Annotated in this window: 8 protein-coding genes; 2 read left to right on the forward strand and 6 right to left on the reverse strand. The window is 58.1% G+C overall.

The annotated features are described in order from the left end of the window. Positions 1 to 45: 45 nt before the first annotated feature. Entirely contained in the window at positions 46 to 939 is an 894-nt protein-coding gene (locus ACQK2G_RS10035; RefSeq protein ID WP_425404889.1) for a VPLPA-CTERM sorting domain-containing protein, read from the reverse strand. Between the two features lie 362 nt (positions 940 to 1,301). Here ACQK2G_RS10035 and ACQK2G_RS10040 point away from each other — a divergent pair, with 362 nt between their 5' ends. Next, positions 1,302 to 2,180: a hypothetical protein gene (locus tag ACQK2G_RS10040; RefSeq protein ID WP_425404890.1), complete on the forward strand. Its 879-nt coding sequence runs from the start codon at positions 1,302 to 1,304 to the stop codon at positions 2,178 to 2,180. Positions 2,181 to 2,239: 59 nt separating this feature from the next. Here ACQK2G_RS10040 and ACQK2G_RS10045 read toward each other — a convergent pair whose 3' ends face one another. The 5 genes from ACQK2G_RS10045 to ACQK2G_RS10065 form a co-directional block, all read right to left on the reverse strand. After that, a complete protein-coding gene (locus ACQK2G_RS10045) occupies positions 2,240 to 3,571 on the reverse strand; it encodes a TolC family protein (RefSeq protein WP_425404891.1) in 1,332 nt (443 codons plus the stop codon). Positions 3,572 to 3,724: 153 nt separating this feature from the next. Next, entirely contained in the window at positions 3,725 to 5,032 is a 1,308-nt protein-coding gene (locus ACQK2G_RS10050) for an HlyD family type I secretion periplasmic adaptor subunit (protein WP_425404892.1), read from the reverse strand. Continuing rightward, positions 5,033 to 6,766 (reverse strand): ATP-binding cassette domain-containing protein, encoded by a 1,734-nt coding sequence (locus tag ACQK2G_RS10055; RefSeq protein ID WP_425404893.1) that lies wholly within the window; start codon positions 6,764 to 6,766, stop codon positions 5,033 to 5,035. Between the two features lie 90 nt (positions 6,767 to 6,856). Further along, positions 6,857 to 12,619, reverse strand: coding sequence for a FecR domain-containing protein (locus ACQK2G_RS10060; protein WP_425404894.1), 5,763 nt, complete (start codon positions 12,617 to 12,619; stop codon positions 6,857 to 6,859). Between the two features lie 464 nt (positions 12,620 to 13,083). After that, entirely contained in the window at positions 13,084 to 17,094 is a 4,011-nt protein-coding gene (locus tag ACQK2G_RS10065) for a FecR domain-containing protein (RefSeq protein WP_425404895.1), read from the reverse strand. 341 nt (positions 17,095 to 17,435) lie between these two features. Between ACQK2G_RS10065 and ACQK2G_RS10070 the strand changes: the two genes are divergently transcribed. Beyond that, on the forward strand, positions 17,436 to 18,446 hold the full coding sequence (locus ACQK2G_RS10070; protein ID WP_425404896.1) for an N-acetylneuraminate synthase family protein: 1,011 nt from the start codon (positions 17,436 to 17,438) through the stop codon (positions 18,444 to 18,446). The last annotated feature ends 252 nt before the right edge of the window (positions 18,447 to 18,698 follow it).

The following is an 18,698-nucleotide window of genomic DNA, read 5'->3' on the forward strand; positions in this document are numbered from 1 at the left end:
TCCTGTAGGAGGGGCTATACAAATTCTGGCTAAATGAATTTTAGATCAGACGGCATTTCCGCTCTTGCGACGCCGGGACACGAGAGCAAGTCCCGCCAACCCGGTGAGCAGGAAAGGCAGAGCAGCAGGAAGCGGTACAACCGCCGTGGCGCCACCAGCCGCGACGAAGGAGAAATCCGAATCCGGCGTATTGCCGTTGATGTTGTCCTGGTCCAAACCGCGGATCACCAGCGAGACGAAGTCTCCGAAGATGTTGTCCCCAAGAATCTGCCATACGCCGCCCTGGTTCCCGGGGCCTTGCTCGCTTGCCTTTTCAATCACCACATCATTCGGCCCATCCGTCGCATCGTTCTTGCCATCGATGGCTTCCTGCAAATTGACGACGGTGACCAGCGGAACGAGATCGGCGACCGTGAAACTCAAGGACGAATAGAGGCTCGCAGTTGTTTCACTGTCAGGGCGCAGGAAAAACGTATCGACCGTGTTGTTGGCGCGGGTGATCTCGAATACGCCGACTTCGCCGTTTGCGTCGTCATGTTCACCGGCCGGGTAAAGATGTGCGACCGTCAATTGGGTCAGGAAGATGGTTTCGTCAAAGTCGAAACGTAGGCCTTCATTGTTGACCTCGCCAGTCGGCGCCGCGCTTGTTCCGATAACCTTGTTGATCGTACCGCTGTCGGTTTCCAGCAACTCGGAACGATCGAGGTTCGGGATGTCTTTCGTGGTGATGTTCAAACTTCCGGGCGGTGTGATTGTTACCGAGGGACCATCCGTATTGCCGGCCAGTGTACTGATATCGATCGGTCCGACCGAACCGGTCCCCAACCCAAAGTCGATTACATCCTTGGAATCTATAATCCAGTTTGCCGCTTGAGATGGCGCCAATGGTGCGACTAACGCGACCAGTCCGACAGACGCCGCAGCGAGTGTCTTTCTCATGAGTTCCCCCAAGTAAATGTTTTGTCAGCCCACACCCAGTCCAAACTATATCACAATTTCCTGATACTCTGCTTTAATGATGGGTATCATAATAAGAACGCCGGTTGACATTTGTTGGGGAATTTTGACCAGCCGGTAATCAAAAGCGTCACCGGTTTCCCGTAGGATGCCGTGTTTTAGGAACCCTTTCGGATGATTGATCCTCACCTGCTTCAAAACGCACATCGCAGATGGATCAATTGCTACCAAAACACACTTAATGATAGACAACCGCTATTTTTGAATAAGTATCGATTGACCCCACGTATCGTCTTCGCCGAACAGTTCTCGAGTCAGGACGGGACAAACTACCGGGGCGTTCGATGATGAAAAAAGCAACGGAGCTCTCAGCAACATCGCAGGGTTTTGAGACCCTCGAAGAGATTGTCTCCATTCACCGGCTTCGGCTGAATGGCCATAGGCAGCCCTTTATTGTTCTTCCCGGCATCTATCCGCCGGACGAGTGGTCCCTGCTGACGATCCAGGCGGCTCAAACTGCTTTGGACCTTCGACCGGATATCGATCTCGTCCTGGATCTGGGCTGCGGATCGGGGGTTATCCCGCTGGTCCTTGCCAGGATTAATCCAAATCGTGACCTAAGGTTTGTGTGTTGTGACATCAAAAGTATATCGAGCCGCAATTTGGATCTGAATTTTCAGATGTTCGGGGACATGGCCAAGCGCCCCCGGTTTCACTGTCTGGATATCAGCGGCGAAGGAACCCGCGAGGTCATGGATGGGGCGCCCGCACTTGTCATCGCGAATGTGCCTCAATTGCCGGTGAGTGTTGCCCTATCGGACGCGGATCCCGATGACTATCATCCTGTAACGGCCCGAGACCGTGAAGACCCTGTTCGTGCCTTCGGGCTTGGTCTGCTGCTCGATATCGGCCGTCAAGTGGCGGCCGCCAATCCGGCAGGACCGTGCTTGGCCTTTTGCCGGTCGAGCCGCATTCCGCAATCCATCTTTGACGCGTTCTTGGATCGCATTGGTGATAAGGTTTGCCATCAAGGCCCCCGCATTTCTGTCCGGGACGGCAGTACGCCTTTTGACCTTTTAGCGGAAGCCGAAGAACGATTTGGCGTATCGGGAACCTACGAATGGGCCGGTCGGACCGTATCCGCAACGGAATTGCGTGGTAGAAGACCCGCGGAGACGGAGGTGTTCATTGGGCTCCAAAGCTGCCTCATACAGCTTGTATGAGACGCCGCCCTGGAGCTTGGCCTGCGACGCCGATAGACAATAATCGAACGCGTCTGAGGTCAGCGCAGGGCTTTCGCGGGACCGGTATAGGGAATGACTTCCACATCGGCCAAGGACAGGCTGGACACGAAGCTCAAAACGGTAAAGGCGTTGATGGCCACGTCCCGATTGGCGGCAGTAGCATCCGCTTGCGCATTGAGCAGGTTCGTTTCCCCGGCCAGAACGTCGATAAGGGAACGTTTGCCGAGCTTGCGTTCTTCCCGCGCCAGATCGAGAAACTCGCCTGCCAGTTCCGCTTGTTGGTTCAGCAACAAGGCGTTCGAGCGAGCGGTCCGGAAGTTCTGCCAGGCGTTACGGACCTGTTCCTCGATCTCGGTGAAGACCTGATTGGAACGCCGGAACGCGGCTTCATGGGTCAATTCAGCGGCTCGAACCGTATTCCGGGCGGTCCAACCGAGGTTGAACGGGAAATTCAATTCAAGCTTCGCGATGGTTTCGTTTTCATGCCCGTCGACACCGTCGACCTGGTTGCCGGTGGTGACTTCGCCGATCGCATTCAATGTCGGATAATAGGAAGAGGCTTTCGTCGCTTCCGCGGTCTGTTTCAGGACGTCGGCCCCGAGCCGCGCCGCAAGTACCCGAAGGTTACCCGATTTTGTCATTTCAACCGCTTCATCAACCGAAGCCGGCAAAGCGTTGGTGGGAACCAAAGGCACTTCCTTGCCCGCCGCGGGCGCAGGGAAGTCACCGAATACGCGTTTGTAGAAGTTTCGAGCGAGTTGCAGCTGGCCTTCCGCATCGACCAAGCGCGTCCGGGCACCCGCAAGTTGGGATTGAACCTGCAACAGGTCCGTCACCTGACCGCCGCCGGCATCCACGCGGTCCTTTTCCACCTTTTGCTGCTTCAGAATGTTCTGTTCGGACCGACGGGCATAATCCACCAGTTCCGTAGCGCGAATGATGTTCAGTTGGGCCGTCAGCGCCTGCAGCAGCAAATCCTGCACGGCGATCTTCTGAAAGGTCTCAGCCGACCGGCGCTCAAGCTTGCTGCGCGTGATATTCGCATCGGTCGCGCCGAAGTCGTAGATTTTCTGGGTCAGCGTGATCTTTGCTTCGCGAGGGTTCAGCAACGTGCTGTCGGCATTATTGTTCGACTTGCCGTGCCGGCCGACGAAGGCGTTCAGGTTGAGGGTCGGGAAGTAGGCGCCCCACGCTTCGCGAACCCGCTCATTCGCCGCCTGCAAGTCCAAACGCGCCACTTCGACCAGGTTGTGTTCCTGCAGAAGCGTCGCCAACCGTTCCTTGAAATCCTGCGCGCTGGCGGAGCCCGGCCAGGAAACGGACGCAAATAAAGCGGCAGCGATTAAGAGCTTGGCCGGTTTCGTCTTCACGAATACTCCCCCTTTATTTGATTGCTGGCCCCAATCACCAGAAAACAATAAACATTTACAAGTATTTGAGCACGACTCACACCCGGCTTCAACAAAGTATTGGCGAAACCGGGATACTTAGGAAGGCTCGATAGCACTAAATCGCGCAATTTGCTACCTCTCCAACAGTGCCCGGCGCCCTTCACTAACTAAAGGCGCAGTGATGTAGTCCATGACCGTTCGTTCCCCGGTTTGAATATTGGCGATCACCTGTGTTCCCGGGAAAAGGTCATAGCGCGCGTCATCGGCTTCGAAATAGGATCGTTGCGCGCTTATCCGTACACGAAAGTAGGGTTCCCCGTTCTCCGTGGTCAGCCGGTCGGGACTGATTTCTTGGACCTCCCCTTCGATATGACCGAAGCGCGCAAGTTCCGCCGAGTTCAAGCGAATGACGGCCCGCTGGCCCGGACGGACATAGCCGGCCTCATGCGGCGGCAATCTCGCTTCGACAATCAAGGTGTCCCCTTCCGGTACGATCGTGAAAACCGTTTCGCCGGATTGCACGACACCGCCGACGGTCGCCACCGCCATTTCCTTGATGATGCCTGAGACCGGAGCCCGAATTGTCGTCCGGTCCAATGTATCTTCAAATTTTCGCAGACGCTCGCCGAGTTCGGACAACTCCGTCTCAACCGCCGCCAGTTCGGTCCGTGCGGCTTCCAGCCGGATCAGGCGGGCCTCCTGCAATTCACTCTCGGCAGCGGCAAGAGCGGCTTTCGCACCCTTGATCGCCTCCCTGTCATGGGCGATTTCACCCTTGATCCGCTGGACCTCGCGCTGAAGCTCCAAATGGCTGTATCGGTTCGTGATTCCCTTGGCCAGAAGCTCTTCACTGATCTTGAACTGCTCGTCGACCAGCGCCAGGCTTTGTCTGGCGCTGGCATAATGCGTTTCGATCGTTCGAATTTCCTGCCGGCGCTGTTGAACCCGTTCCGACAATCGGCCGGTTTCCGCAGCGGCCTGCTGTTTGCGGGTCTCGAACATGTCGCGCGCGCTGGCCGTGAGCTGCGGCGCCTCCGCCTCCAGCTCCGCCGGGATATCCAGTGTATCGGCGCCTTGGATTTCGGCGATGAGGCGAATACGATCGACACGCCGGGTCCTGAGGCGCGCGTTCAATTCCGCCAAATCGGCCTCGTCCCGGGTTGTGGACAACGACATCAAGGGCTGCCCCTCGCTCACCGTTTGACCTTCACGGACAAGTATTTCCTCGACGATGCCGCCTTCAAGATGCTGGATCTGTTTGACCCGACTGCTTGGTTTGACTTCCCCCACCGCGACGCTGACGATCGCCAGTGAAGAATGGTTGGCCCATAGGACGAAGGCGGCCCCAAGCGCTGTCAGGATAAGCACCAACAGCGCGACGCCTCTCGACATCCGCTCTTCGGCCTGGGGCGGCAGGGGCTTGGTCCATGCAACCGCCATTTAAGCCTGCCCTCCCTGCGACGCGGCCGGCGCATCGTTGTCGGCAACGGCCAGATTGCTTCGCGTGTCCCTTCCCTTGCGGCCCGGCCCTTTAACCAGTTTCGGCCTCGGCTTCTCGTCCAGATCCAGAAGCCAGTCGGCCTCGCGGATGATGGCGGGATCGCTGGAGCAGACGATGATCGTCCTGCCGCTGGACGCGAAGCTTTTCAGCAGACTGCCGATCGCGGCCTTGCCTGAGCCGTCCAAACCCTCCAACGGCTCGTCGAACAATACGAGCTTGCCCTGTGACGTAAGGGCCCGTGCCAGAGCCAGCCGCTTTCGCTCCCCCGGAGCGAAATGACGGCCGTTATCCTCTATTGGCGTTTCAAGCCCGGCGGGCATGCGGGCAATGAGGTCGCGTGCATCCGCGGCCTGGATGGCTCGGTTCAAGGCATCGCCGTCCAGATCCGGCTTCAGCACCCTCAGATTGTCCGAGATGGATGTATTCAACAGGGCCGTATTCTGTGGAAGGTAGCAGGTCTGGGTACGCCACCACGGCATGGCGACCTGGCGCAAATCGACACCGTCGACCAAGATGGCACCGCGCAGCGGTTCCCGGAGGCCCATGACCAATTCGGCGAAACTGCTCTTTCCGGTTCCGTTGCCGCCATGGACAATGAGTATATCCCCGGGCTCCAGGCTGAACGAAACCCCTTCGAACAAGGGTGCGGTCGTTCCCCCATAGGCGAAGGTCACGTCGTCAAAGGTCAATCTGCCGGCAAAGTCGCCCAGCATGGCGCCCGATTTGGCTTCCCGGGGCATTTTCTCCAGCTGTCGAAGGCGGGCCAGGGTTTGTGAAGCGCGCGCGAATGTTCCCGCTGCGAAAGCGAAGCGCGAGAAGCCGGCGACGGTTCGGGCCGACAGAATATTGGCGGCGATCAGGATCCCCACATCTATTTCCCGGCGGACGACCAGGATGGCACCAACCCCGACCACCGCGATCGTGGTCAAGGCTGTCGTGGCATTGCTGATCGTCGAAATCATGCCGCGGTTATGGGCAAGTTTCCGTGCAACGGACTGCTGCGCGCGCACCGCTGTGCGCCACGCGTGCAAGACAAATGTCCTGCCGGTGAAGGCGCGGACGACTTCGGGTGTGGAGACGATGTCATCCTGAATGGGGCCGATCGCCGGGCGGTCGCTGCTGGTTCTTTCCCGCGCGGCGTGTTTTTCGGCCGCGGCGGAGGCGAGCGCGCATACGGTGAGAAACAGGCAGGCCGCGACCGTGATTGCGGCCAGCATCGGATCGATCACCAATACCGCGACGATCAAGATCGCGGTAAAGGGCACATCCAGGACGGTATTGATCGACGGCGCGCTATAGGCGCTTTGAACGACTTCCAGGTCCATCATCAAGCGTCGTTTGGTGGAAGTCTTTACCTGGTCGGCCTGACCGAGCCGGGTATCGGTCAGAAACTCACCCAGTTTCCGGGCCAGCTCGTCATCGGCTTTCACCGAAACATTGTTCGCGATGCGCAGGCGCGCCCAGCGCAGCAGGAACTCCATGGCAACGGCCAGCAATGCGCCGGACGCCAAAGTAAACAAGGTACCGTCCACGCCGAAAGCGACGTAACGGTTCAGGACCTGCATGACATAGATCGGCGGAACCAGCATCAGAATGCTGATGACGAAAGAAGACAGAAGCAACAAGACGGCCACGCCGGGTCGGGACAGCAATCTTGCGATCAGTTCAATCATCGGTCTTGGTGAAGCAGCTATAGGGTTCCGGCATGGCCTACCTGTTTACCATAACAGCCGGGCTTCCGCCCAGCCCGGCAGCCATACCGGTTAGAACGAGAAATCTGCGGACGACAGGGTCGCGTCAGTGACGCCGTTCATGACGATTTCCATATCGACGACCGTGTCACCGTCCACGTCTATTTCCAGCGTCTCATTCGCAGTATCGAAACGTGACGAAGCCGTTCCGCCACCCGTCAGGGCGCCGGCGCCGTTATAGAAGAAATTCCCCAAGGCGAAGGCGGTGATATCCAGGTTGTCGACGCCGACCTCGAAATTGGTAATGGTTTCCGCACCATTTCCGATGCCGTCGGCCAAGGCATCCCCCACGGCGGTGAAGATATAGAAATCCGCCACCCCGGTTGCGCCCGTCGCGGTGTCGTCGCCGAGGCCCAGGGTTATATCGGCCGAGGTCGTGTCAATGATGTTGATGGTATCGTTCCCGGCGCTGCCGATGATGACATCGACTTCCGCGAAGTTAACCGTGTCGCCGCCGGTAAGCAGCTCGACCGTGTCTCCGCCACCGGTCCCCCCGGTGAAGTTTTCGATCCCTGAAATGCGGGTGTTGTTCGGAAGCCCCAGCATCGTCACCGAGTCGACGCCGGCGCCGCTAAAGACAATGTCACCAAAGAAACCGCCGCCGTTTTCCAACGTCAGGGCGATACCTGTCGTGGTATTCGCACTGATCGTTTCGAAATCCAGAATGGTCGCTGAAACCGTCGTGCCGTCCTGCAGGATCAAATCGTCCGAATCGGCACTGGCACCGCCGCCGTCATAGTTGGAGCCGGCGGCAACATTCCCCTGCACCGTCACGATATCGTCGCCCAGCCCACCGATTAGCAAGTCGAGGTCCTGAATCGCAATGGTGTTCCCGCCGTCGAGCAGCGTCAAACTGTCCCCGTCGCCGGCTAGACCGAGATCGAACAATGTGTTGGTTGCGCTATTCGTTTCCAGGACCAGGCTTTCCGCCGTTCCATCAAAGCCGCGCACCTCCTCGAAATCCAGGACGGTGCCCTGGTTGGTCGAGACGGAAAGCAGCTTCAGAATATCGAAACCCGCCTGCCCGTTGAAAACGTCGCCCGAGACGATGTCATTAAGCAGTTCTACCGTGTCGTTTCCGGCGCCGCCGTTGAGGTTTTCTACATTGAAGACCGCCAGTTCGTTGGCGCCGTTTGAAAGGGTCAGATCGTCGATACCGGCACCAAGATCGATCGTAGTCCCGAAACTAGCCAATATGTCGCCTTCCAGGAACAACGAGTCGTTGGAAACCGATCCCAGGATAGTTTCGAAATGGGCGATATCCGCCGTGTTGATGCCGTCGAACAATTGCAGGATGTCGCTGTCGCCGTCGGCACCGCCGCTGTATAGCGCGCCAGCCGTAAGTAACGACCCGAGCGTGACGTCGTCCGTTCCGGCTGAGCCGATAAACTGTTCCACATCGATCAACGTGTTGATGATCGATCCTGCCACATTGCTGGCATCGACAACATCGATACCGCCGCCGAGCGTGATAAGGCCAGCATTCGTTGTACCAAGTTCGACAGAATCATCACCGATCCCGCCGATTAAGTTGTTCAGGTCGAAAATACGGACAGAGTTCGCCAATCCGCTCGCGAGAGTTACCGAATCCCCGTCACCGAACAGACCCAAATCGATATCCAGGCCAATCTGTGCATCATTCAGGGTTACATCTTCAAAAGGACCGCCCTCGACGCCGGTCAGCAGTTCCACACCGGAGAAGGCCGAAAAACTGTAAGTGCCCCCGTTCAGATTAAGGACAACTTCGTCGAGGCCCGCACCCAAAAGGACATCGGTCGTGAGCGTATCGTCCAGGATCACCTGATCGTCGCCAATGCCGCCGTGGATGATAGTCGTGTTCAAGAACGTGGCTGAGTTGCCGCCGTCCGCCAATGTGACAACGTCAAACCCGGTGCCCATATCGATCAGGATAGGAGACCCGCCCACAGGTGCTTCGAAAGTGAGTGTCTCATTGCCGCCGACCCCGGCAATCGTCTCAAAATTCACAATGGTCCCGGTGTTGTTCGAACCGAAAGCCAGATTCAAGATGTCGCCATCCGCGACACCCCCTCCGTCATAAATTGATCCTGCGAAAATATCGCCATTCATCGCGATCGTATCGAACGAGATGCCGCCGGTGAATTGCTCGATATTGGAAAGACCGAAAACCCCCGTCCCGCCATCGCCGTTTATGACATGGTCGAAATCACCGGTGCTGGTGTCGGCGATCACAACGCCGCCGCCGGCATTCAGGACGGTTATGACGTCATTGCCGAACCCGCCTGACACGTCTTCGACACCCTGAATGGTAAATTCGTTTCCGCCATCGGCCAGGAATAGGTTGTCGGCTCCTCCCGCCAGGTCGATGAAGGTGTTGTTCGATGCTATTAGGTTGCTTTCAAGCGTCAGATCGTCTGCGGCGGCCGTTCCGTTGATATCGGAGAAATTGAAAATAGCTGCCGTATTGACGCCGTCGAACAGGTTGAGAATGTTGGTTCCGCCGATATCGGACCCGTCATAGACCGATCCGGCAAACAAATTGTCGAACAAAGTTACGGTATCGATACCACTGGAACCGGTGAAAATCTCAACCCCGGTAAAGCCGGTATTGGTGAATTGTATCTGGCTGCTGGCATCGATGATATCGATGCCACCGCCCATATCCAGATTCCCGACAAGCTGGGAGCTGATCGTAACATCATCGTCCCCTGCGCCGCCGACGAGATTATCGATATCGGCCACTTCGATGACATTGATACCGTTGGCGAGCGTCAGGATGTCCCCATCACCGAAATTGCCGAGATCGAAGAACTGGTTTTCGGCTGTTGCCGTTTCCAGGGTAACGCTATCCGCGTTCGCGGCGACGCCATTGATCGTCTCGAAGTTGGTGATGGTCCCGACATGGGCGCCGCCGACAAGGTTCAAGACGTCGCCATCGCCGATCCCGACCCCGTCGTAAAAGTCGCCGGTTACCAAAGGGTCCAGCAGGTTGATGATGTCCGCGCCGAAACCGCCAATCACGGTTTCGATGTTTTCCACGCTCAGGTCGTTGCCGCCGTCCGCGAGGGTAAGATCGTCCACTCCTGCCCCGAGATCGATCTTTGTGCCGAACGCTGCCAGCAGGTTGTTTTCCACTGTCAGAGAATCTGCGGCGGCGAAACTGAAGACAAACTCAAAATTCGCGATACTGGCATCATTGACACCGTCCGCCAGGTTCAGGACATCCGCCCCGCCGACATCGCTGCCGTCGAAAAAGCTTCCGGTCAGCAATTGGTCGAATAATGTCACGGTATCAATGCCGGACGCCCCGATGAAGTTCTCTACACCGGTCATCGATGTAACAGTGAACGTGCCCTGCCCGCTCGCATTGACCGTATCGATACCGCCGCCCAACGCGATCGTGTCGACCGTGTCGGATCCCATGCTGAGGAAATCGTCCCCCGTGCCGCCGTTGATGGTTTCCGTATTCGCAATGGCCAGAGTGTTGTTATCATTGGCCAGATTCAGCGTATCGATGCCGGCGCCCAGGTCGACGAAAGTCCCGAATGTCGCCAACTGACCGTTTTCCAGCGTGAGCGTATCGGCGGCGGCCGAACCGTTGATTGTCTCAAAGTTCAGAATGGCCCCGATGTTTGTTCCTGCGAGAAGATTGAGAACATCGACATCGCCCGGGCCGCCGCCATCGAAACTATCGCCGACCGTCAACGCAGTTTGCAGCGTCAGGTCTTCGTTTGCGAGCGACCCGATATAGGTCTCCACGTTGCTGACATTTATCTGCAGATCCAGGTCCGATCCAATTCCGGCAAAATCGATTACGTCGTTGCCGCCCTGCAGGTCGATGTTGCCGGTAAATGTGTCGCCGCTCGTATTGGCAAAATTGACGGCCAGAAATTCCTCTATCCCGCTATTGTCGAGAATGGTCAACGTGTTGTTCGCGGCATCGCCGGTGACGTTTCCGTTGAAGCTGCCGCCAGCCGCATCAAAATTGACGGCCGTTGTCCCGACGATTGAGATGTTGTGCGTATCGTTACTGTTCAGGGTGAAATTGAAGAATATGTTTTCGACCCCGTCGACGGTGAAATCATGGGATCCAGCCGTTTCAAGTACGGCGAATTGCGGCGCGCCGGGTCCGCCATCCAGGAACAGGTCCCCGGCGCCGGCAAATCCGTTTATTTGAATGACTTCCGGGCCGGTCGAGAAGAGGACGGTATCCGCCGCGGCGGTCAGAGCAAATGTGCCAACCGTTGCGCCGCCGGTGTTTTCGGGGGGCGGCAGCGTGCTGTTCTCGGGCGGCGGCTCGTCTTCGATATTGATCGGGCCTTCGTCACCCGGGCCTTCGGGTCCCACTTCCTCTCCGGCAAGCTGTTCCTGTTGCCCTTCGACACTCGGGTTGACGACCTCTCCGGTTTCTCCGCCGCTGTCGCCCGCAGCCTTCTTGAACTGCGTTTCGCCGGCGTTCTGAAACCCCTGCTTGTTCAGAACATCGTTCTGGTCTGTTGATGTTGTAACCTTCTTCGCAACAGGTTTCGTCGTGGTGGTTGTCTGGCCCGTCGGGGTTCCGCCCGTCGTGCCGGTAGCATTGGCAGTTTGCGTCCCGCCGTCACCAGCGCCGCCGGGATCGCCGGAAGCACCGTCCCCGCCTTCGCCGCCATCCTCGCCACCGTCATCTCCGTCGCCGCCCTCGGCGCCATCATCACCTTCGGCACCCTCATCGCCGGCGTCGTCGCCGCCTCCAAAGTCGGTATCACCGGCATCCGCCGCGGCAATTTCGTCGTTCGCCCCGTCCGTCGGACCCTCGCCCGGCGCTCCGTCACCCGCGAGGTCGTCGCCGTCAGCCGGCCCCTCATCCAGGGCACCGTCTTCTTCGCCTTCCCCCTCCAGGACTTCTTCGTCGATCGGACCCTCATCCGGAACTTCTTCGCCTTCGGCGCCATCGGCGTTTTCATCTCCGCCGTCGTCACCGCCCTCATCGGCGTCATCTTGGCCTGACTCCGGCGCGTTTTCCTGTCCGCCAGGTCCTGCCTCCGGACCGCCTTGATTTTGCCCGTTATTGGAATTGCTGTTCGGCAAATTCTGGTTGGCCGGCAATGTCACGGGCAAATCGCGAAGGGCGTTCCCGAACCTGGATTGAATGGCGCCAAGCGGCTGCACCGTCGGCGTCGTCGGCCCGGCAAGAGGGTTCGACGTATTGGTATAGGAGTTGGGCGATGTGAGCGAAACGGTGCCGCCCTGCGTCGTCACGGTCAGTTCGCCGGTTTGTTGTCCCGGCTCCTGCAGCAGCACGACTTCGTCATCGTCCCCTGCGCCGGCGGTACCGCGGATGCCGATCGTCGCGGTCGGCGTCACGATCGTCATGTTGTTTTCGCCGGTCTTGGCGACCTGTCCACTGACAAAGGAGAACGCGCCCTGGGCCAGATTCATGACCATGTTGCTGTCGGCGCCGCCCGCATCATAGACGAAGTTGTCGATGGTCAGCCGTGCGTCGGAACCCAGCGAGAAAGAACTGCCGTCCTCGAACTGAAGGCCGACGCCGCTATCGGCGCCCGTTTCAAATGTATCGTCCTGGAATACAGGGGTGCCGATTTCGGCCTGGACCGTTTCCCCCGTGGCGCGAATGATCGTCGCCTGACCGGTCAGCTTCGCGACGGAACCGATGCTGGTCGCACCTTGAGCCACTTGCACCGGGGCAACCTGTGCCTGGGCCAACTGAACTTGAGCGATCTGAACGCCTTCGCTCTGAACCGGGTCGGAAAATGCGGGCGTCTCCCGCTCTTCGCCAATAATGATGTCAGGCATTCTACCTTCCACTCCGAACGACCATCCGGTTTGCAGTCCTCGCTATAGTGCACACCGGCCGGGCGCGCGGCGCGTGGTTTGCTTCACCGCCAAAATCAAACTGCCCCAACCCTAAAGCATTTTACGCAGTGCTGTTCTTCATTGGCAAATAATCAGCCTAGGACCAAATGAAATTTACCTAAAATACTTGCACACCGCATGCATCTACCGCGGTCACGGTAAAAAGATACCTGGACATTACTACTCTTTGGTTACGGGTAATGCCTTAGTTGCATACGGGACTTGGCACGGCAAGAGTCGTTCCGATGTCCTGTCTACGACACACAGTCTTACCAGGATTCGTTAACCGAAGCTTAAATCCGCAAGAAAACTACGGAATGACCGTACCCATGCCGTATCGCTGTCGGAGAGATCGGCAGCCATCTCGCGCGATTGTCCCCACCATCACAGGGTTTGAACAATCACTAGGTTTGGGCAATCGATTGCTGGAAATCGGCGTCACTCAGATCATTGGCGGTGATGCCGTTCATGATAATTTCCATGTCGGCGGCACCGTCCCCATTAAGATCGAGTTCCAACGTCTCCGTTCCATTTGTGAAACGGGCTTGCGTATTACCGCTCTGGACGAAACCCGCGCCCCCGATGTACGAGAAGGTGCCGACGATGAGCGCGGAGATGTCGAATAGATCTGTACCGGCCTCGAAATTCGTTATTCTTTCATTCTCGCCGACATTGGCGTCGGTTTGAGCGCTGTAAACGAACAGGTCCGAAACCCCGACCGCGCCCGTCGCCGTGTCCCCACCGTCGCCGAGTTCGAACCTTACGCCCGTGGTGTCGGCGACAGAGACCGTGTCGTTCCCTGCCCCGCCGTGGACTTCCTCGACACCGCTGAGCGACGCGAAACTGCCGCCGTCATTGAAGAATAGCGTATCCGTGCCGCCGCCTGTGAAGGTGAAGGTCGTGTTTACCTGACTGCCGGCAAGGAACGTCAACGTCGTGCCGGTCGTGGAGTTACCTTGAATCTGCTCGAAATCGTTGATGATGGCGGAGTTCGTTGTATCATCCTTAAGGATGAGCGTGTCGGTGTCGTCGCCGGACCCGCCGCCGTCATAATTGGATCCCGCTGCCAAAGCGGACAACAAGGTGACATTGTCGTTCCCGCCGTTGCCGACGAAATTCATCAGGTCCCGGACGGATAGGGTATTGCCGCCGAAGGCCAGCGACAGGGTGTCGGCATCCGCGAAATCGCCCAAGTCAAAGGTCGTGGCGATGTTCAGAATGGCTTCCAGGGTCAGACTCTCGGTCGTGCCGCCGCCGCCATTGACGAATTCGAAATTCGAGATCGTGCCGGCGTTGGTGCTGCCCGCCAACAAGGTCAGCGTATCGGTACCACCGGCACCGCCGTCGAATTGTGCGCCCGTGAGCAGAGCCGTTCCCAACGCGACAGTATCGTTCCCGGTGCCGGCATTCAGGAACTCCACATTGCTGACCGTCAGGTCGTTGTCGGTATTGCTGAGGCCCAGCGTGTCGGTGCCGCCCTTGAGGTCGACGGTCGTTCCGAACCCGGCGAAGATCTGGCTTTCCAGCGTCAACTGATCGGCGGAAGAGGTACCGTTGATGGTCTCGAAATGGTCGATCGTCGCCTGGTTGATACCGGCCGCCAGGTTCAGAACGTCGGCATCCCCGTCCGCCTGGCCGTTATAATCGTCGCCCGTGCTCAACAGCGTAGCGAGCGTGATGTTATCGGTTCCGCTGGACCCGACATAATTTTCAACGTTGCTGAGCGATGAGATCGCGGCGGATGCCTGGGTGGACGCGTCGACCGTGTCGCTTCCACCGCCAAGGTCGATCGACCCGACGAGCGTCGCCGCAAGCGTAACGATATCGACACCGGTGCCGGAAGAGATACTGGCGAGCGACGTGATCGCAACGTTATTGCCTTGATTGCCTAGCTGAACGTCGTCCGCGTCATTCAGGAGCCCCAGGTCGAACAAGGTTCCCGACAGCCCTGTCCCGATGCCCGTAAGGTCCACCACCTCGGTGGTTCCAAATTGCCCGGTAACCTTCTCGATCCCGTTGAAGGTGAAGAAGGTGTAGGTGCCCGGACCGCCATCCAATTCCACTTCGTCGTTGCCTGCGGCCAAATCGATCTCATCGACCGATAAATCACGCAGTATCACCGTATCGGCGCCGCCGCTGCCGGAAATGGTTTCTGTGTTTTCAACGGAAACCGTGTTGCCGCCGGTCGAGAGCAGGAACAATTCATCGAATGAGCCGCCGCCGAGATCGACGATCGTACCGAACCCGGCCCCCACTGCATTTTCAAACGAGAGGCTTTCGCTGAAAGAGCTGCCGAAAATGTTGAGGAAGTTCGAAATGCTGGCGGTGTTTGAGGCTCCCGAAAAGAGGGTCAGCGAGTTCACGCCACCGCCGCCGTCGTAAACGGAGCCGGCCGTCAGACCCGAAGCCAAACCGATATTGTCGTTTCCGCTCGACCCCACGAAATTTTCGACATTGGACAGTGCGGTCACGTTGAAGTTGGAGACGCCGCTGGCAATGACGGTGTCCGTTCCGCCGCCAAGGCTCAGAGTTATCAGGGTCGTGGAGCCGACGATGATCGTATCGTTCCCGCTGCCGCCGTTCACAGTTTGGATGTCTGAGACAATGATGCTGTTGGTCCCGTCGAACAGGGTCAACGTATCCGCATCCCCGATGTCACCGAAATCGAAGGACGTGCCCGACACTGCGTTGTCCAGCACAACGTTCTGCGTCCCGCCGATCGTGCTGGAAACGAATTCCACCTCACCCAGCAGCATATTGACCTGGACGTTGGTATTGACGTTCACCGTATCGATACCGCCGCCCATATTGGCGCTGACAAAGGAATTGGCGCTGATGCCGACACCGATATTGAACGTGTTGTTTGCCTCGTCGCCCCGGATATTCGCATTGAAGGGCCCGCCACTCGTATTGAAGATCACCGTCCCGGTACCGGCGACCGTGATCGCGTGCAATTCCGAACCAGTCATATTGCCGAACTGAACGCTTTCGATGCCGTTCACAGTGAAGCTATGGCTCGTCACATCGGTGATCGACAGCACCTGCCCGGATGAGTTCGTGACATCGACGATGCTGTCACCTTCCTGGAAGGTGCCGATGACGGTCGTCGCAATACTGCCACCGGAAACCTCAATGCGATCGCTATCGGCGGTTAGCGTGACGGTCGTGTTGGCATTGACCGGAATGACGTTGATATCCTCGATAACCGCACCACCACCGCCGCCATCGTCCGACAGATCGTCCGGATCGTTATCGTCGTCATCGGGCGCCGTTGTGGTGGTCTGCCGCGGCGCTGTGCCCCGAGTCTGTTGCTGAAACGCCAGAAAAGACGCTGGCGGGGGTGGCGGCGGAGGCGGTGGCGCCGATAGCTCACCAGCGGCCTGGACCGGTCCCAACGGGGCCTCGCCATCCTCTCCGCCTTCTTCTCCTTCACCGGCCTCGCCCCCTTCGCCCTCTCCGCCGGCCAAGGCCAGGTCGCCTTCCTCGCCCACTTCGTCGGCTTCGCCCAGGTCTTCCTCGCCTTCTTCCTCTTCGCCTTCCTCCTGGCCCTCTACGCCCTCGCCTTCACCTTCCGCGCCTTCTCCCTCTCCGGATCCGCCCTCACCTGCCTCGCCTTCCGTCTGTTCCTCGGCCGGGTCGCCCTGATCGGAGGGCCCTTGTTGCCCGGCATCACCGTCGTCACCCCCAGTATTGCCCGACGGAAGGTTCTGGTTGGCGGGAAGCTGCACCGGCAGTTGCCTCAGGGCCCCACCGAAGATCGATTGTATTTCGCCCAAGGGCCGGAATGTCGGCGGAGTCGGCGGCGCGAAGGGGTTCGATGTATTCGTATAGGCGTTCGGCGTGGTCAGCGACACTGTTCCGCCTTGGGTCGTCACCGTCAATTCACCGGTCTGTTGTCCCGGTTCCTGCAGCAGTACGACCTCGTCATCATCACCCGCGCCGGCCGTCCCTCGGACACCGATCGTCGCGGTGGGCGTGACGATCGTCATGTTGTTCTCGCCGGTTTTCGCTACCTGTCCGCTGACGAACGAAAACGCGCCTTGGGCAAGGTTCATGACCATGCTGCTGTCGGCGCCGCCCGCATCATAAACGAAACTGTCGATCGTCAGCCTTGCATCCGGGCCAAGGGAGAAGGAACTGCCGTCATCAAATGTCAGCCCGACGCCGCTCTCTGCTGCGGTCTCGAAGGTATCATCCTGAAAAACGGCAGTACCGACCTGGGCCTGAACCGTTTCACCGGAGGCGCGAATGATGGTCGCCTGGCCGCTGAGACTGGCCACCGTGCCGATATTGGCGGCGCCTTGCGCCAATTGCACTGCCGCCAACTGCAGCCCCTGGGTATCCATATCGGACGACGCCAATGCCAACCGTTCGGTTTCAATGGAAGAGCTGTTTGGATTGTTATCCGTCGGCATCCCTGTTCTCCGCGCGTGGATACGGGTCGCATTCTAAAATCCATTTCACGCGGACCGGCGTGAAATTCTCCACCTGCCACGGCACGGTTACACCGTTGCCCCCTATCCGGGTACAATCTTACGCGTCAGACTGCGTCCGATGCAATTGCCCCGCGGTGTCCGAACGTCGACGTCCGTTCACTATGTGACCGGCAGAAAACCGCCTTTCCTGCGCTTGAGCGCGGAAAGAATCGACCGAAACTGGGGCATTCTCGCGTGCCGCCGTTGCTCCTTCGGCGTTTTTACATGGTACCGCACAGGGTATTCTTGTGCCTTTTCAATATCATTGCAGGGGTTTCCTGATGTCCAGATTCAAAGGGTTTCCGGTCGACCGGACATTCATCGTGGCCGAAGTCGGCAATAATCATGAAGGGTCGGCGGACGTAGCGGCCGAACTCGTACAGGAGGCCGCGAAAGCGGGCGTCGATGCGGTAAAATTCCAAACTTTCCGAACCGAGGAATTCGTCAGCCCGCGACAGGAAGAGCGTTTCGCCCGCATGAAGCGGTTCGAGCTCTCCCAGGACGATTTTTCCGGCCTTGCCGACCTGGCCCGGTCGAATGGCCTGATCTTCATGTCGACCCCTTTGGACCATACCAGTGCGCGGTTCCTCGGCGGTATCGTCGATATCATGAAGGTGGCCTCCGGCGACATCACCCATCTGCCGCTGATCAGGGAAATTGCCAAACACGGTCTGCCGATGATCATTTCCACCGGCAATGCCGATTTGCCCGAAATTGACCGTGCGCTGGAGGCGGCCCGGAACTCCAGGTCTCCGGACGCGCCGGATGCGGAGATCGCCCTGCTACATTGCGTTTCGGCCTATCCGGCACCGGCCGAACAGGCGAATCTGGCCGCGATGGCGACCCTGCGGAAACGATATGACTGCCCGGTCGGTTATTCCGATCATACGAGCGGGAGTTCCGTGGCTGTGCTTGCTGTCGCCGCCGGGGCAAGGATCGTCGAGAAACATTTCACGCTCGACAACAATTACTCGGATTTCAGGGATCATCAGCTGTCCGCCGACCCTTCTGCGATGGCCGCTCTGGTTTCCGAAATCAGGCGTACGGAAGCCATCATGGGCTCCGGTGAGAAACAGCCTCAAGCTTGCGAAGCATCATCCCGCCTTGAAATTCGTCGTTCCATCGCAATTGGCAAACCGATCAGTGCCGGTGCTGTTCTGACGGAAGAGCATCTTGTTTGGTTGCGCCCCGGTGATGGTTTGGCGCCGGGCGATGAAGGCAAGATCTTGGGCAAGAAGGCCACGCACGACATGGCCCCCGGAACCTTTCCTTCGCTGAGCGATTTCACATGATCTTGGCGAATAGGTCGAAGGAGTCTCAGTCTTCCCTAAAATTTAAATTGTATTTTAGGAAAAATTTATAAGCATCCTGATTATATTAACGTTTTCCGTTAGGAATAGTCTGTCAAAAACCGTATTCTAATGTTTCGTAACTCCCAGAGTATTAATAGTTGCGGCCTGCCAAATCCGGAAACGGTTCAGGCCGATTGAGGTGAACGATCCCACATCGAAAGGGCGACCTCGCTCCAAAGACTCTTGAAAATC

This window comes from Hwanghaeella sp. (assembly GCF_965227365.1).
Taxonomy (GTDB): Bacteria; Pseudomonadota; Alphaproteobacteria; order UBA8366; family Aestuariispiraceae; genus Hwanghaeella.

Bases quoted from the DNA above. Each gene is read 5' to 3' on its own strand.
- ACQK2G_RS10035 (WP_425404889.1), bottom strand. From the start codon at position 939: ATGAGAAAGACACTCGCTGCGGCGTCTGTCGGACTGGTCGCGTTAGTC.
- ACQK2G_RS10040 (WP_425404890.1), top strand. From the start codon at position 1,302: ATGATGAAAAAAGCAACGGAGCTCTCAGCAACATCGCAGGGTTTTGAG.
- ACQK2G_RS10050 (WP_425404892.1), bottom strand. From the start codon at position 5,032: ATGGCGGTTGCATGGACCAAGCCCCTGCCGCCCCAGGCCGAAGAGCGG.
- ACQK2G_RS10055 (WP_425404893.1), bottom strand. From the start codon at position 6,766: ATGATTGAACTGATCGCAAGATTGCTGTCCCGACCCGGCGTGGCCGTC.
- ACQK2G_RS10060 (WP_425404894.1), bottom strand. From the start codon at position 12,619: ATGCCTGACATCATTATTGGCGAAGAGCGGGAGACGCCCGCATTTTCC.
- ACQK2G_RS10065 (WP_425404895.1), bottom strand. From the start codon at position 17,094: ATGCCGACGGATAACAATCCAAACAGCTCTTCCATTGAAACCGAACGG.
- ACQK2G_RS10070 (WP_425404896.1), top strand. From the start codon at position 17,436: ATGTCCAGATTCAAAGGGTTTCCGGTCGACCGGACATTCATCGTGGCC.